Consider the following 15,178-nt stretch of genomic DNA (forward strand, 5'->3'; position numbering starts at 1 on the left):
TAGCTCATAACGTCCGATGGCGGTGAGAAACCTGATACCTCACCAGACGCTGGCAGCCCCCCTCCAGCGCGACAGACGCCGGTGAACTTGTTGTCAGGAATCGCCCCTTCTCCGACCCGGAACGAAAGTGGCCAGGTAAGAAGGAAGCCGGAATCCCGTAATCGCGGGCCGCGTTGATCTTTTACCGATATGCGGGTGCACGTGCCGAGCGCTCACCGTTGAGCCCTTGGAAAGGTGCCGACCCGATTGATTCCGCATGCATGTGCGAGCCGACGGCGTCCACGTGGGCGGCCGCTTCGTGTGCAACCCCCTGTTGACCCTTTCTATTTGCGCGAGGGACAAACGGCTGTTTTGGTGCGCCCGCGCGGCGAACCGGCACGCCTCTCGGTACCCCGTTCCACGACATCGTCGACGCAGCGAAAGGCCGGCCGTCCCGATCCTGTGAAGGGAGAGGTGATCGGTCATGATCGTGCCGCCTCACTTCGACACCTTCCGCACCCGGCGGCGCGGCGAGCAGCAGGCAGACATGACCGTCGGACTCAGCCGGACGCCGGTAGATCTGGAACTGATCGTTCCCGTCTTCAATGAGGAGCGCCGTCTCCCCCAGACCCTGGCCACCACCCTCGACTACCTGAACAAGCAGCGGTGGAAATCAGCCGTCGTCGTGGTGGACAACGACAGCGTCGACGGCACCGACGAAGTCGTCAGCCGCTTCACCGATGATCCCGTGGCCATCCATCTCATCGGCTGCAGTGAACACGGCAAGGGCGCGGCCGTACGGCGCGGCTTCTCCACCTCGTCCGCGCACTACGTCGGGTTCATCGACGCCGACGGAGCCACTCCCATCGGCACCCTGGGCCGGATGATGGCCCTGCTGGAGAGAGATCACTCCGCCGTCATCGCCTCCCGCCGCGCCCCTGGGGCGCACTACCGGGTGGAACAGCCCCCCGCACGCCGGCTCGGCGGCTGGGTCTTCAGGTCGCTGGCGGGTCTGACGTTGCCGGACATAGCCGACAGCCAGTGCGGCTTCAAGTTCTTCAACGGCGACGCCGTGCGGCAGGTCATCGACCAGTGCCGCATCAACGGGTTCGCCTTCGACGTCGAGTTGCTCGGCGCTCTCGTCCGTCACGGGCACGACGTGATCGAGGTTCCGGTCGCCTGGTCGGACGTTCCCGGCTCGACCTTCTCGATCCGACGGGACGGACTTCGCTCCGTCACCGATCTCGCCCGGATCGCCCTCGACCGGAGGTGACGTGATGGCCACCGCACTCGACCACCTGGCAAAGACCGACCTGCTGTTCCTCAACTGGCGCGATCCCAGCCATCCGCAGGCCGGAGGCGCCGAGGCGTACTGCTTCGAGATCGCCCGCAGGTTCGCCGACGCCGGCGCGCGGGTCACCGTCTTCACGGCCCGCCATCCGGGGGCCGCCCGGTCCACCTCATGGGCAGAAGGCGTCCGCATCCTGCGCGGCGGCGGAACCTTCGGCGTCTACGCCGCCGCGGCGAGCCACATGCTGCGTCATCGGCACGCCTACGACGCGGTCGTCGACTTCCAGAACGGCATCCCCTTCTTCTCACCCCTGTTCACGCGCCGCTGGACGGCGGACGTCTGCGTCATCCACCACGTGCACCAGGACCAGTTCGACCTGTGGTTCCCGTGGCCGCTCAGCGCCGTCGGCCGCTTCATGGAAAAACGCCTGAGCAAGTGGGTGTATCGAGGGTGCCCCGTCGTCGTGGTGTCGCCCTCCACCCGGGAGGGCATTCGCCGTGTCCTCGGCTTCCACAACACGGTGCACATCGTTCCGAACGGTGCTCCGCCACCCGCGGAGACCACCCCCTCGCCGCCCACGGCCGCCACCCCCACCATCACCGTGGTGAGCCGCTTGGTCCCGCAAAAACGCCTGGACCTGCTCATCGGCGCACTGCCGCAACTGCTGGAAGAGATGCCGGATCTGCACATCGACATCTGCGGCAAGGGCGATGCCCAGCGCTATCTCGAGGAATGCGCCGACCAGCTCGGGGTGACGCCCAGTGTGACCTTCCACGGTCACGTGAGCGAGGAGCGCAAACAGGAACTGATGACCCGCGCCTGGCTGACCGTCGTGCCGTCCGAGGCGGAGGGCTGGGGACTCGCGGTGCTCGAAGCGAACGCGCTGGGCAAGCCCGCGGTGGCGTTCGACGTGCCCGGCCTCCGCGACTCCATCCACGACGGTTCCACCGGATGGCTGCTGGCGCCCGACGCGGACCTCGCCGACGGCGTCCTCGGCGCTCTGCGCCAACTCGCGGACCCGGCCGAACGCCAGGCGTGGGCACAGCGGTGCCGCCAGTGGAGCGCCGCGTTCTCCTGGGACCGCAGCGCGGAACGCCTCGCCGCCGTCCTGACCGAGGAAGTGCACCGCATCCACCGGCACCGCCACTCCCAGCGGCGGACCGTGGACCTGACCGTGCACACCCGGTTCCGTGCCCTCGACGGGGACGCCATGGAGCACACCCTCATGCATGCCCTCCGCGACACCGACGTGTGGTCCCGGCACGGCAACTCCTTTGAGGCATTCCTGTACGGCTGCGACGAGGTGCAGGCACGCCGCGCACTGCAACGGCTGAACGTACTGGACGAGGAAATCTCGTTCACCACGCTCGCCAGCAGGAAGGACGTCCTGCTCGGAGGGAGGTGACCCCGTGACCTACTCGGACACCGGCCTCGCGGGCCGGCCGGATCCGTCACAGGCTCCGCACCGAGGTGGAGAGGCGTCGACCGCAGAACAGGGCGCCCGGTGGATCACCGTCGGCGCGCTCTTCGTGGGCGCCCTCAACTACGGTTACGCGCTGGTCCTCACGCGGCTCCTGGACGTCCGGGCCTTCTCGGTGTTCGCGGCCGGACAGCGGCTCTCCCTCTGCGTCACGAGCGTGGCGGTCGTCGCCATCCCGTGGATGCTGGCCCAGGCGCTGGCCCGAGCGGGCTCCGACGCCGACCAGATCAGAGCAGTACGCTTCGCCGCCCTCCTGGGAGCGCTGACCGGCGTCGCGGCCGCCGGTGTCGTCGCCGGTGTCGCCCGCGAGTTCGCCGGCACCCCCACCACGTCGGTCCTCGCCGCGGGCACCTTGCTGATGTTCGTGACGACCACCACGCTGGGCTGGTTGCAGGGCAGGGAACGACTGCGCACCCTGGCCTGCCTCAATGTGACCCAGGCGGCGGTGAAGCTGGCCGCCGGAGTGCTGCTGGTCGCCGTGCTCGGACTGAGCGACACCGGAGCTCTCGCGGCACTCGGCATCTGCGTGGTGCCGTTCCTGTTCTGGTGGCCATACCGGGCGAGCACCCGGCACGTCGGACGCGGGGCCGTGCACGCGCACCGGAACCTGGGACGGACGGCCACGGGCATAGCGGCCGTGCAAGCGCTGGTCGCCCTCGTGGCCACGATCGACGTCGTGCTGGCGACCGTGCTGCCCATGCCCCCGTCGGACGCCGCGAGCTACCAGGCGAGCGTCATGGTGGGACGCGTGCCCCTGTTCCTGGCGGGCGCCATCTCCACAGCCTTCTTCCCGGCCCTGTCCCGGCGCGGTGCCTCGGCCACGCTGACCGCGAGCGCCGTGCGCATGTACCTGACGCTCGCGGTGTCCGCCTCGGCGGTCTGCGCGACGATCCCGCCCGCCGTCCTCGGCATCCTGTTCCCCTCCGCGTACGGCCGCATGAGTGTGCTCTTGGCCTTCGCCGCCGTCTCCGGGTGCGCGGTGGGCGCCCTCAATCTGGCGGCCACCCTCTTCCAGGCCATCGACGACTTCCGATGCCTGCGCGCACAACTGCTGGGGTTCGGCGTCTACCTGGCAGCCCTGCTCGTCGGCTGGCGGGTCGGCGGGGTCGTGGGGTACGCGGCGGGAACGGCCCTGGGAACAGTGCTCGCGGCGGCCCTTCTCGTCGGGCGTCTGGTGCGCCGCCAGGGCACCGAGATCCTGACGCGGCCGATGCTGACGGAATCGCTGCTGGTCATCGGCGCCCTCGTGGTGCTGAGGCCCCTACCCGTGGCGTGGCTCGCGGCGGCGCTGATCATCGCGGCACGTACGGCCGTCCGCTTCCTCCGCGACCGCGGCGGGCATGGACACCAGACGCCGGCCCCGTCTGGCGAATCCCCCGATCCGCCGAGTCCGTCCGCAAGGGCTCCATCCGCCGGGCATCCCCCCGGCGACCGCACCCCCGCCGGTCCACCGCAGGGCGACGGGCCGCCCAAGTGCCGCGATCCCTACCGGATCCTGCGCGAGGCCGTCTGGGCGGGCACCCCGCCCCCCACCGACGACGACACACTGCGGCACGCGCTCGCCCTGGCCCGCCGCAACCAGGTCGAAGGGCGCCTCGCGCGCGCCTACCCCCACGCCCTGGCCGACACGGTGACCCAGGCGGAACAGGCCACCCACCTCTTCCGGCGCAACCTCGCCGAGGCCACGGACCGCCTGCGCGCCGCCGACATCCCGGCGGTGCTGATCAAAGCCGACCTGACGGACGACTACACCTACAACAACTTCGACCTCGTCGTACCGCCCGACCAGTGGCAAGCGGGCCGGCACGCCCTGGCCCCGTGGACGGCCCGCCGTACGTCGTACTGGCTGGAGCGCTCCACGAAGGTCCTGCTGTGGCCGGCCCGCGGCCCGGCCGTGCATCTGCACACGGCCGTCTGCTGGTTCGGCATTCCCGTCGTCCCCACCGGCCACCTGCTCGACCGGGCGACGCCGGCTGACGACCTTGGCTGTCTGCTGCCCGACGAGGCGGACGCGCTGCGCATCTGGCTGGCGCACGCGCTGTTCCAGAACCTCACCCTCAACCTGGCCGAGCTGCTGGCCCTGCGCCCCCTGCTGAAGCCGGACGTCATCGACCAGGCCCTGCGGGAGACCGCCGCGGAGGGCTGGGGTTCCGGTTGCCGCTCCGCGCTCGCCGTGGCCACGGCGGCCATCGCCCGGCTGGACCACGGAGACCCGGTTCGCCTGCCGGTCCCGCTGCCCGTGCCGCTCTCGTTCCGCGTCGCCGCCGAGCACGCGTATCACCTGGCACGTAGGGGCCAAGGGCTCACCGCCGCTCGTGAAGTGGCTCTGCGTGTACCGCTCGTTCTCACCAAGAAACTGCGAGGAGGATCGACATGATCTCGATGCGCACCTCAGGTAGGCCACTCGTCGTGGCAGTGTCCGGACCCGACGCCCTCGGCAAGACGACGCTGGTGAAGGAGCTCGCGCAGACGCTCCGACGGCGAGGCTGCGCCGTGGCCACACCCCACCTCTACGGCTGTGTCGTCTGCAGGCGACTGCCCCCTCCCCGCCACTGGCGCGACGGCCCGCAGCCACACCATGACACCGCCGGGTTCCTGCGCCGTCCACTGGAGGCGGTCCACTGCCTGATCGACACCACCGAACTCAGCACCCGCCTGATGGTGGCGACAGTGTCACTACGGCGCCACCATGGCCGGCCCACCGCGATCGTCACGGACCGGGGCCCGCTCGACGCGCTGGCCAAGTTCGACCCCGTACCGCGTTCGGCCGCGGCACGGCGGCTGACCCGGCTGACCCGCCGGTACGACACCACTGTGCTGCTCGAAGGCCGACCGCCGGTCCCTGAGGTACTGAGCCGGCAACGGGTCCCCGAGGTCACGGACGGCTGGCCCGGCCGTTACCACCGATGGGCGCGGCAGGTGCCGTCCGTGGTGGAACTCGAGGCGGGGCGGGACGTCTCCGAGCTGGTGGCCACGGCGATCGGGGCGATCCCCGAGACGGCGCCCACCCCCGCAAGGCGGCCCCGTGTCGTGATCTCCAACTTCGACAACACAAGCCAGAAGGAATACGCGGGAGGGAGCGCGGTGTCTCTGGAGCGGGTGGCCCGGGACCTCAGCGATGAGTTCGACGTCACGATCGTCACCGCCGGCGCGCACCGCCGCACCCACGCGGAAGGCGGCGTGCTGTACCGCACCCTCCCCGTGTCGTGGGCCGGCCCCCGGGGCGGGCAGCTTCTCTTCCAGGCGATGCTGCCGTTCGTCGCCCGCACAGTGCCGCACGACCTCTGGCTGGAGAACCTCACTCCACCGTTCTCGGCGGGGCTGCTGCCCCTGACGACCCGAGCCCCCGTGATCGGCATCGACAAGGTGCGCTACAGCGAGTTCATGCGACGGAAGTACCACCTGCCGTACCGGTTCGCCGAGCGCTTCGGCTACCGCCGCTACCGGCATCTGATCGTCATGAACGAGGCTGATGCCACGGCGATCCGGCGGCTGAGCCCCGGCACCACGGTAGAGGTGATTCCCAACGGCATCGACCCGCCGTCCGCCGAACCCGAACCCCCATCCGGACCGGTCCCCCGCGATCAGGGCTACATCCTGTTCCTGGGACGCATCGACATGTGGCAGAAGGGCCTCGACCTCCTGATGAAGGCCTACGCCCGATCCGGGGTGACGCTTCCCCTGATACTGGCCGGCCGCGGAACCGCGGCACAGGAGAAGCAACTGACGAAACTCGTCGACGGCCTCCCCGCTCCGGGGGAAGCCGGGCGAGGAACCGGTCCGACGGCCCGGCTGGTCGGCCACGTCGAGGGGCGGCGCAAGCACCGACTGCTCCAGGGCAGCACCTTCGTGGTCATGCCGTCGCGCCAGGAGACCTTCGGCATCGTGGCACTCGAGGCGATGTCCTACGGCAAACCGGTGCTGCACTTCGACCTGCCCGCCCTGCGGTGGACGGGCGGCGCCGGCGATGTCGCGGTCCCCGCCTTCGACGTGGACGCCCTGGCCGCGCGCATGAGAGAACTCGCCGACGACACGGCATGGCGCGACCTACTCGGCAAGCAGGCCGCACACCTGGCGGAGCAGTACACGGCGCAGGCCATGTCACAGCGCTACCGCTCCCTCGCCCGGCGCGTCCTCGACGCGTCCGACAACCTCGCGGCACGCACGCACCAGGGGTGAGACCCCATGCCCGGTCGCTCGCCCACACCGCCTCTGGCCACCGGCGCCGCGCACACGAACCCGCCGGGGCGGCACCGCGCTGCGCGGCACAGGCTCCGGCCGGGTACGTCTCGTGCCCTGGCAGGAAGCCTGCTGGCCGCAGTGGGTCTGCTGACCGTGGCCCTGAGGCTGCTGGGGCTGCAACGCGCGAGCGACCTCTTCGTCGACGAGGTCATCTACTACGACGTGAGTGCCAGCGTCAGCGACGGCGGATTCCCGCGCACCGGCAAGGGGTTGTTCTTCCTGCATCCGCCAGGCTTCTTCTACCTGCGGGCCGGATGGGGCAAGCTCCTCGGCGGCCACCCGGACGTCGTCGCCGGCGTGTACGACGGCAGAGCCCTCAACGCGGTGCTGGCCGGCGTCACCGCCCTCCTGCTGATGCTGCTCGTGACAGATGTCGCCAGGTGGAAGGCCGGTGTGACGGCGGGGTTGCTGTTCGCGACGGACCCGTACTGCATCCGGCAGAACGACCGCGCCATCCTGGAGACGGCGACGCTGCTGTGGGTTCTCGCCGGCTATCTGTTGCTGATCGCCCTCACCCGGGACCCTCCACCCAAACGAGCGGGCCTGAGAGCCGTGGCAGCCGGCCTGTGCTTCGGCGTGGCCGTGCTGACCAGAGACCAGGCATCCCTGATCACCGTCGTGCCGATGGGTGCGGCTCTGATCCTGAACTGGGGGCCACCGCGGCGCCTCGCGGCCGTCTGCGGAGGCGTCGCGGTGTCGTGCTACGCGATCTACCTGATCGTCGTCGCCGCGGCCGGTCACTTCGGTGCCTTCTGGGACTCCAAGACCTACGGCGTGCGCCGCCTGCTCGGGATCACTCAGGCAACCGGTTTCAACGCGCCTCGCGGCAACGCCCTCTCCGAGCGCCTCTTCGCCGAACTGCCGACCTTCTGGCCGACCTACACGCTGCTCCTCCTGGGCACGATCGCCTTCGCCGTCCTCGTACGCCAAAAGGACCGCACCCATCGCCTGCTGGCTCTCTTCGAGCTGTCGGCGGGTCTCGCCCTCGGATACGCCCTGGCACTGGGAACGCTCGAGGAGAAGTTCCTCTACCTGCTCGTGGTGCCCAACATAGCGACGGTCACGGTGGCCGTATCGCTCGTGCTCAGCGGACGGCACATCCCCCTCTGGCGAGCGGGCACGCGGCGCTACTCCGTCCTGAGGACCCTGGTCGTGGTCTTCGTCGCGGCGACGCTGGCCGCCTCCGGAGTGTCCTACGCGCAGTCCCGGACGCGCACGGAGGACGGATTCGCGCAGCTGCGCGTTTACATGAACGACCATGTGCCACGGGGCAGCATCGTCGTCGCCACCGACGGCGAGTCCACGGCGGGCATCATCAAGTGGACCTTCGACGGCGACTACGACGTCAGACGCGCCGAAGGGAACCATCCCGCGGCCCGCTACGCGGTCATCCCCTGGAAACTCGTGGACGACGGTTACACGCGCCTGACACCGGACGGCGCGCGCCACCTCGTCAAGGGCGGCACGCTGCTTTTCAGCACCCACAGCGACCTGTACGGAAGACTCGCCCTCTACCGACTGTCGCCACCACCGCAATCACCGGCCAAGGAACGACCCCATGTACCCCGCTAGGACATGTCCGCGCGTGCTGCTGCTCACCAGCGGCCCCCTGGAGGGGCAGGAGGGCGGCGCCGAGCGAGGGCGCAGCGTGGTGGAGTTCCGTTTCGGCCTCGACCGCTTCAGAGCCCACGACGCCGATCTGTACAAGGAGATGCTGCGATGAGCACCACGCGACGTCGCACTCTGCTGGCCTGTGCGGTGGCCGCCGTCCTGGTGATCCTCGCGGCACTCGCCGTCCTGCCACGCAGTGACGGAGACGCACAGGCACGGTACTTCTTCGGCACACTCCGCACGGATCCCGGCAAGGCGCGCCTGGAGCACCGCAACGGCATCGGCGTCGCCCATCTCACCATCCGCTGGGAGCAGTTCGAACCCGGCCCGGGCCGGTACGACAACCGCTACATCGACCACATCAGGCATGACCTGCGAACCCTGCACAAGGCCGGCGCCCGCATCGAGGCCGGAGTCGGCATCAACCATCCCCCGCAGTGGCTGGACAGGCGGTTTCCCGACGCCGCCTTCACCGACGAGCACGGTGACCGCTACACGGACACCGCCAACGTGGTCTTCAGCCAGAAGATCCGCGACGCCGTACGCCGGTACATCCAGGCACTCGACAGCAAGGTGGGGCTGGACAACTTCTGGTCCATCCGCGTCGGAGTCAACGACAACGGAGAGTTCACCTACCCTCCCCCGGTACCCGCCGACGGTCGACCCGGCAGCGACTACTGGGCCTACGACCGCTACGCGCAGAGCGCCTCGCCTTCGCCCGACAGAGCCGGGTCCGTGCCCCTCAACCCGTTCCCGGGCTGGAGGCCCGGTGAGCGTCAGTACCGCGGGACCTCCTTCACCCGGGCCCAGGCCGCCCGATGGTACGCGTGGTACCTCGGCGCACTGGCCGAGGCCGTCAACTGGCAGCAGGCCACCTACCGTTCGCTGGGCTACCGCGGTCTGCTCAAGGTGCTCGTCCCCGGTGCCGGCTACTACCCGGGCGACTACGCCACAGCCGTGCGCGAGTACTTCGACGGGCGATATGTTGGCGGTCTGATCGGCCGTGGCGCCGGCTACTTCAAGACCATCGAACAGATCCGTCCCGGCAAGAACGTTCAGATCGTGACCACGTCGCTGGTCAACGGCACCGGAGTACCGCGCGCCAACGGCTGCCGGCCCACGGACGCGGCCGTGCGCCTCGACTCGACCTCCGACGCCCGCGTCCGGCGCTGGTCCTCGGCGCGCTGGGTCACCGCCATCGCCCGGCGCGAGGGCTTCGCGGTGGCCGGCGAGAGCGCCGGCCCCCAGGTGCGTCCGTACTACCCCGGCGTCATGCCGGACGCGGCACGGCAGGTGCGCACGTGCGGCCTCAAAGGGCTGATGTGGGCTTTCGACGGCAATCTCTACGACGGGACACCGGGTTCGTCACTGCGCGATTACACGGCAATGATTCACCACCTGACGTGAACACCGGTCCGCCTCATCTAACGACAGGTCCGCCTCTCACAGGCTCCGTGATCCACGCTCGTCGACGACGGGCGATGCGACACTGCCGATTCTTCAAAAGCGTCCCGTACTTCGGGATACGGCATTGGCGCTGCTCGGCCCGGGCGGTCTTACGGAGACTCCTGACACTCTTCCTGTCTTGCTCGACCTTTTTGACGACCGTGAGGTTCACCGCCCCCCCCTGGGAGGACCCGGAATACCGCAACACCCCGAGCGCCGGTGAACTGGCCGACCTGCCGGAGAATCCGGCGGGCGTCATCGGCCACCCATTCTCTGTTCATCGAGTTCAAGGAACCCCGGCCGGGTGCCCCGCGTACGGATGTCACACTGGGCCCGTCCGCTTCCTGAAGCGGGCCGGACGTACGCTGCGCCGTACGACGAGTCCCGCGGGGCCCGGCAGTGGCCGGGACCCAGCCCACCGGAGGCGATGGCCCTGATCACCCTGGATCTGCACCCCGTCTTCCGCAGCGATCGCGCCATCGACACGGCCCTTCGGCAGGCTCTCTTCAAGGCCGCCGCCACCGGTGAGGACATCGTCCAGATCATCCCGGGCAAGGGGACCGGCCAGCTGAAGAAGCGCGTGCTGGCCGTGCTGGCGCAGAAGCACCTGAGGAAGCTGTACGCCCGCGTGGAGACGGATCCGACCAACGCGGGCCGGATCCTGGTCCATCTCCGTTGAAACCCGGTCGTCCCGGGACCGCGGTCAGACGGCCGCTTCCGTCAGACCCGTCGACAGCCATCGCACCACCGACTCGGCACTGTAGGTCTGGCCTTCGGGGGCCAACTGCCGCAGGAAGCCGAGGTCCTGGCCGATGGTGACGATGGGAGGTTCGACCACGCCGTGCGGGCGGCGCTGACCGAGCCCGACGGCGGCCAGCAGTCCGTTGCACAGGCACTGCCGGCCCTGCGTCTGCTCGGGCGCACCGCCCTTGCGGACGTACATCGCGGTCGGTTCCGCAGGACAGCGGTAGGCGACGGCGCCGCGCTCGGTGCGGTAGGGGGTGCGCAGATAGCCGAGGTCGCAGAGCCGGCGGCGTGCCGCGCTCACGGTCGGGTCGGCCAGTGTGCCGGGCAGGTCGGCGACCTTGAACGGGAAGCTGGTCGGAGAGGCCGAGGGATCGTTGCGGACGGTCAGTGCCGTGCGCAGCTCACGCTGGACCAGGCGGCGCCGCAGCGGCGCTTCGAGGCCCGACTCCTCGCAGAGCGCGAAGACGCTGCCGAGTTGGACGCCGGCCGCTCCCGCGGCCCGTGCCCGGCGCAGTTGTTCGGGTCCGCACTGACCGCCGGCGATCCAGAAGGGCAGGCCGAGGGCCGCCATCTTGGCGAAGTCGGGGATGTCACGCGGCCCGTAGACGGGGTCGCCCTGCTCGTCCAGGCGCATCGGCCCGCGCGGTGGCGCGCTGTGCCCGCCCGCGCCATGGCCTTCGACGACGAAGCCGTCGGGCGTGGTCTGAGGCGACCGGCTCAGATACGACGCCAGGGCCGGCAGCGAGACGATGGCCAGGACGTCGGGCCGGCGCAGGGGGCCCGCCTGCGCACCGCTCAGTACGGAGGCCGGATCGAAGGCCAGCTCTACGGCGGTGTCGTCACCCTCGACATCCAACCGGGCGGTGACGGGTTCGAGTTGGGCGAGGCGGGTCGCCATGCCCGGGATCTCCGCCGGAATGCCGGCGCCGACCAGGACGTAGTCCACGCCGGCCAGGATCGCGCCGAACATGGCGGGGGCCGTGGCGAGTTGGACCTTGGCCAAGTAGTTGATGCCGATCCGTCCGTCGTGGCCCTCCTTGGCGAGCCACACCTCACAGAAGTTGGCGACGACCGTCAACTCCCTTGCGGCACATGCCTCGTCGGCCGTCAGCCGAGGCGTGGCGGCGTACCGCTCGTCGGCGCCGATCCCACCCGCGACGAAGTAGCGCTGCCGTAGTGAGTCGGCGAGTTCCGGCACGGGGAAGGCGGCGAGGGCCCGCCTGAGGTGGCCGCCGGGGTCACCGCTCTGCAGTGTCCGGATCAGCAGGGTGTCCAGGGCGGTGCCCGAGACGACGCCCAACTGCCCGGTCCGCGCGACGGAACGGGCCAGGCGCCAGCCGGAGACTCCCACCCCCATTCCCCCTTGGATCAGCCAGGGCAGGTCCGTTTTCGTCCCGGGTGTGCTCATGGTTCCTCGCAAGGATGATCGCCGGTTCGGAACACGTACTTACGGTGCCGTAACCTACGCTACCGTAACCAAGGGCGCCGTCGGCCGCCGGGGTTGGGAGGCGAGGCAGAACTTCAGCGCGTGGATTCGGTGATCTGCTGGGTGCCGAGGACGGCGAGGAGGTCGAGGGCGTCGGCGCTGTCGGTGCCGACCGCGGGGGTGAACCAGAGCAGCCGCTGCCGGCCGTCCTCGCTGAACAGATTGAGGCAGTTGACCTCGATCACGCCGAGTGCGGGATGGTTGAGGCGCTTGCGGTCGTTGCGCCGGAACGCCACGTCGTGGTCGGCCCACAGGGCGGCGAATTCCTGGGACGTCGCGAGCAACGAGCTGATCATCGAGCCGGCTTCGGTGTCCTTGCTGTCGCGTCGGGCGGCCGCCGCCCGCAAGTCGGCGACGAAGGCGCGGGACTGCGCCGCGTGGTCGGCTTCGGGATACAGACGCCGGGCCGCGGGCTCGGTGAACCACCGGTGCACGAAGCTGGCCCGCGGGCCCCGAAAACCGGAGTGGTCCCCGAGCAGCGCCACCGCGAGCGGGTTCTGTACGAGAGTGACGTGCAAATCGGTGATGACCTGTGCCGGGGTCGACGTCAGACGGGTGAGCAGATCGAGCATGCCGGGATGGACGTGCGAGGCGGCTGAGCCGTGCGCCGGCACCGGGCGGTCCGCCAGGTGGTAGAGGTAGTCGCGCTCGTCCGCGGTCAGGCGCAGCGCCCGTGCCAGCGCGGCGATCATCTGCTCGGAGGGCTGGGACCCGGCTCCGCGCTCCAACTCGTTGTAGTAGTCGACCGAGGCTCCGGCGAGCTGCGCGACCTCGTCCCGGCGCAGTCCTGGCACCCGGCGCCGAGGGCCGGTCGGCAACCCCACGTCGGCCGGGCGGATGCGCTCACGCCGGGAACGCAGGAAGAGCCCCAGCTCGGTGTATTTCCCAGAACCCATGCCTGCCATTGTGCGTCCGGCCGGAGAGGCGGAACCAGGGGATGACATCCCCTGGTTCCGCCTGCCGCAGCCCCGCATCGTGGAGGACATGACTTCGCAACACAGCACGTCGGCGGCTGTACGGGTCGCCATCGTCACCGGCGGTTCGCGCGGCATCGGCCGGGGGGTCTCCCGCCGGCTCGCCGAGGACGGCCTGGCCGTCGTGGTGAACTACGCCCGGGACAAGGACTCCGCCGAGGAGACGGTGGCGGCGATCACCGCCAACGGCGGCCGGGCGCTCGCGGTACGGGCGGACGTGGCGGACGAGGAGGAGGTCGCCGCACTGTTCGACCGGGCGCAGGAGGAGTTCGGCGGCGTGGACGTCGTGGTGAACTCGGCCGGCCGGATGGCCCTCTCCCCCATCGCCGACCTCGACCTGGCGGAACTCGACGCCATGCACCGCACCAACATCCGCGGCACCTTCGTCGTCGCCCGGCAGGCCGCCCGGCGGCTGCGGGCGGGCGGTTCGTTCGTGGGGTTCTCGACGTCCGTGGTGGGCACGCAGTTCCCGACCTACGGCGCGTACGCGGCCAGCAAGGGCGCCGTCGAGTCGATGACCCTGATCCTCGCCCGCGAGCTGCGCGGACGGGACATCACCGTGAACACCGTCGCCCCCGGCCCCACGGCCACGGACATGTTCCTCGAAGGCAAGACGCCCGAGCAGATCGACCGGCTCGCCAAGGCCCCGCCGCTGGAGCGGCTGGGCACCGCGCAGGACATCGCCCAGGTGGTCGCCTTCCTCACCAGCCCGGCAGGGCACTGGGTGAACGGCCAGATCCTGCGCGCCAACGGAGGCATGGTGTGACGCATCAACCGAACGTCGTCGTGGTCACCGGAGCGTCCAGTGGCTTCGGGAACCTCACCGCACGCGCCCTGGCCGAGGCCGGCCACCATGTGTACGCCGGCATGCGCGCCACCGCGGACCGCAACGCCGCCGCCGTCGCCGCACTGGCCCGGTTCGGGACGGAGCGCGGCCTGCAGGCAGCCGCCGTGGAGATGGACGTCCAGGACCAGGACTCGGTCGACGCCGCCATCGACCACGTCATGACCGAGCAGGGACGCATCGACGTCGTGGTCCACAACGCCGGCCACATGGTCCTCGGACCGGCCGAAGCCTTCACCCCCGACCAGCTCGCCGAGGTCTACGACGTCAACGTACTGTCCACTCAGCGGGTCAACCGCGCCGTGCTGCCGATCATGCGCCGCCGACGACAGGGACTGCTCGTGTGGGTCGGTTCCTCCTCGACCCGGGGCGGACATCCGCCGTTCCTCGCGCCCTACTTCGCCGCCAAGGCCGCCATGGACGCCCTCGCCGAGAGCTACGCCGCCGAAGTGGTCAAGTTCGGCATCGAGACCACCCTCGTCATCCCCGGCGCCTACCCGAGCGGCACCAACCATTTCGCCCATGCAGGCGCACCCGCCGACACCCTGCGCGCCGCGGAGTACGACGAGCTGTACGGCCGGCTCAGGAGCACCATGACCGAGACGCTGAGCGACATCTTCCCCGCCGGCCGCGAGGCCGGGGAGGTGGCCGACGAGATCGTCCGTGTCGTCGGTCTGCCGCCTGGCGCACGCCCCTTCCGTACCCACGTCGATCCCAGCCGGGACGGAAGCGAGGTGGTGTCGATCATGTACGACCGGATCCGCGCCGAGTTCTACCGCCGCATCGGGATAGACGAACTCCTCGCCCCGCACGCAAGCCTCTGATCACACTCGACAACCCGTTCAAGGAGACACACTCATGCCTTTCGCCCATTTCAAGGTTCCCGCGGGCACCATCAGCGCCGAGGACAAGAAGAAGATCGTCGAGCGCACCACCGACCTGTACGCCGAGATCTACGGCGAGCGGGCCCGCCCCAACACCCTCGTACTGATCGACGAGGTCGTCGACGGCGGCTGGGGCTTCGGCGGCACCGTGCTGACCGCCGCCCTGCTCAACGGCGAGGACTGACTCGCTGCGG

Annotated in this window: 14 protein-coding genes; 12 read left to right on the top strand and 2 right to left on the bottom strand. The window is 70.0% G+C overall.

All coding sequences use genetic code 11. The features are described 5' to 3' along the window. Positions 1–463: 463 nt before the first annotated feature. The 9 genes from LN251_RS37530 to LN251_RS37570 all read left to right on the top strand — a co-directional run bounded on the left by LN251_RS37530 (position 464) and on the right by LN251_RS37570 (position 10,728). On the top strand, positions 464–1,252 hold the full coding sequence (locus tag LN251_RS37530) for a glycosyltransferase (RefSeq protein ID WP_458248625.1): 789 nt from the start codon (positions 464–466) through the stop codon (positions 1,250–1,252). 4 nt (positions 1,253–1,256) lie between these two features. Continuing rightward, the gene (locus LN251_RS37535) at positions 1,257–2,675 is read left to right on the top strand and encodes a glycosyltransferase family 4 protein (RefSeq protein WP_458248626.1); all 1,419 of its coding nucleotides are present in this window, start codon (positions 1,257–1,259) and stop codon (positions 2,673–2,675) included. Positions 2,676–2,679: 4 nt separating this feature from the next. After that, positions 2,680–5,127, top strand: coding sequence for a lipopolysaccharide biosynthesis protein (locus tag LN251_RS37540; RefSeq protein WP_458248627.1), 2,448 nt, complete (start codon positions 2,680–2,682; stop codon positions 5,125–5,127). Between the two features lie 32 nt (positions 5,128–5,159). Then, the gene (locus LN251_RS37545) at positions 5,160–6,929 is read left to right on the top strand and encodes a glycosyltransferase (RefSeq protein WP_458248628.1); all 1,770 of its coding nucleotides are present in this window, start codon (positions 5,160–5,162) and stop codon (positions 6,927–6,929) included. 141 nt (positions 6,930–7,070) lie between these two features. Further along, positions 7,071–8,564, top strand: coding sequence for an ArnT family glycosyltransferase (locus LN251_RS37550; protein WP_458248629.1), 1,494 nt, complete (start codon positions 7,071–7,073; stop codon positions 8,562–8,564). Next, on the top strand, positions 8,551–8,715 hold the full coding sequence (locus LN251_RS37555; protein ID WP_458248630.1) for a hypothetical protein: 165 nt from the start codon (positions 8,551–8,553) through the stop codon (positions 8,713–8,715). Before LN251_RS37550 ends, LN251_RS37555 begins: the two co-directional genes overlap by 14 nt. Further along, positions 8,712–10,010 (top strand): beta-galactosidase, encoded by a 1,299-nt coding sequence (locus LN251_RS37560; RefSeq protein WP_458248631.1) that lies wholly within the window; start codon positions 8,712–8,714, stop codon positions 10,008–10,010. The genes LN251_RS37555 and LN251_RS37560 overlap by 4 nt, the downstream gene beginning before the upstream one ends. 74 nt (positions 10,011–10,084) lie before the next feature. Then, positions 10,085–10,486, top strand: coding sequence for a mersacidin/lichenicidin family type 2 lantibiotic (locus tag LN251_RS37565; RefSeq protein ID WP_458249509.1), 402 nt, complete (start codon positions 10,085–10,087; stop codon positions 10,484–10,486). After that, positions 10,477–10,728 (top strand): Smr/MutS family protein, encoded by a 252-nt coding sequence (locus LN251_RS37570; protein WP_404146749.1) that lies wholly within the window; start codon positions 10,477–10,479, stop codon positions 10,726–10,728. Before LN251_RS37565 ends, LN251_RS37570 begins: the two co-directional genes overlap by 10 nt. A gap of 24 nt (positions 10,729–10,752) precedes the next feature. Here LN251_RS37570 and LN251_RS37575 read toward each other — a convergent pair whose 3' ends face one another. Continuing rightward, the gene (locus tag LN251_RS37575) at positions 10,753–12,204 is read right to left on the bottom strand and encodes a nitronate monooxygenase (protein ID WP_458248632.1); all 1,452 of its coding nucleotides are present in this window, start codon (positions 12,202–12,204) and stop codon (positions 10,753–10,755) included. A 113-nt stretch (positions 12,205–12,317) separates the two neighbouring features. Further along, entirely contained in the window at positions 12,318–13,187 is an 870-nt protein-coding gene (locus LN251_RS37580) for a helix-turn-helix transcriptional regulator (RefSeq protein WP_458248633.1), read from the bottom strand. A 79-nt stretch (positions 13,188–13,266) separates the two neighbouring features. On the opposite strand from LN251_RS37580, the gene LN251_RS37585 reads away from it, so the two are divergent. The 3 genes from LN251_RS37585 to LN251_RS37595 are packed head-to-tail and all read left to right on the top strand — an operon-like array spanning position 13,267 to position 15,168. Continuing rightward, positions 13,267–14,022 (top strand): SDR family oxidoreductase, encoded by a 756-nt coding sequence (locus LN251_RS37585; protein WP_458248634.1) that lies wholly within the window; start codon positions 13,267–13,269, stop codon positions 14,020–14,022. After that, complete coding sequence (locus LN251_RS37590; protein ID WP_458248635.1) at positions 14,019–14,924, top strand: SDR family NAD(P)-dependent oxidoreductase; 906 nt, start codon at positions 14,019–14,021, stop codon at positions 14,922–14,924. The genes LN251_RS37585 and LN251_RS37590 overlap by 4 nt, the downstream gene beginning before the upstream one ends. A 34-nt stretch (positions 14,925–14,958) precedes the next feature. Continuing rightward, a complete protein-coding gene (locus LN251_RS37595) occupies positions 14,959–15,168 on the top strand; it encodes a tautomerase family protein (protein ID WP_458248636.1) in 210 nt (69 codons plus the stop codon). The last annotated feature ends 10 nt before the right edge of the window (positions 15,169–15,178 follow it).

This window comes from Streptomyces sp. MAI_2237 (assembly GCF_054189285.1).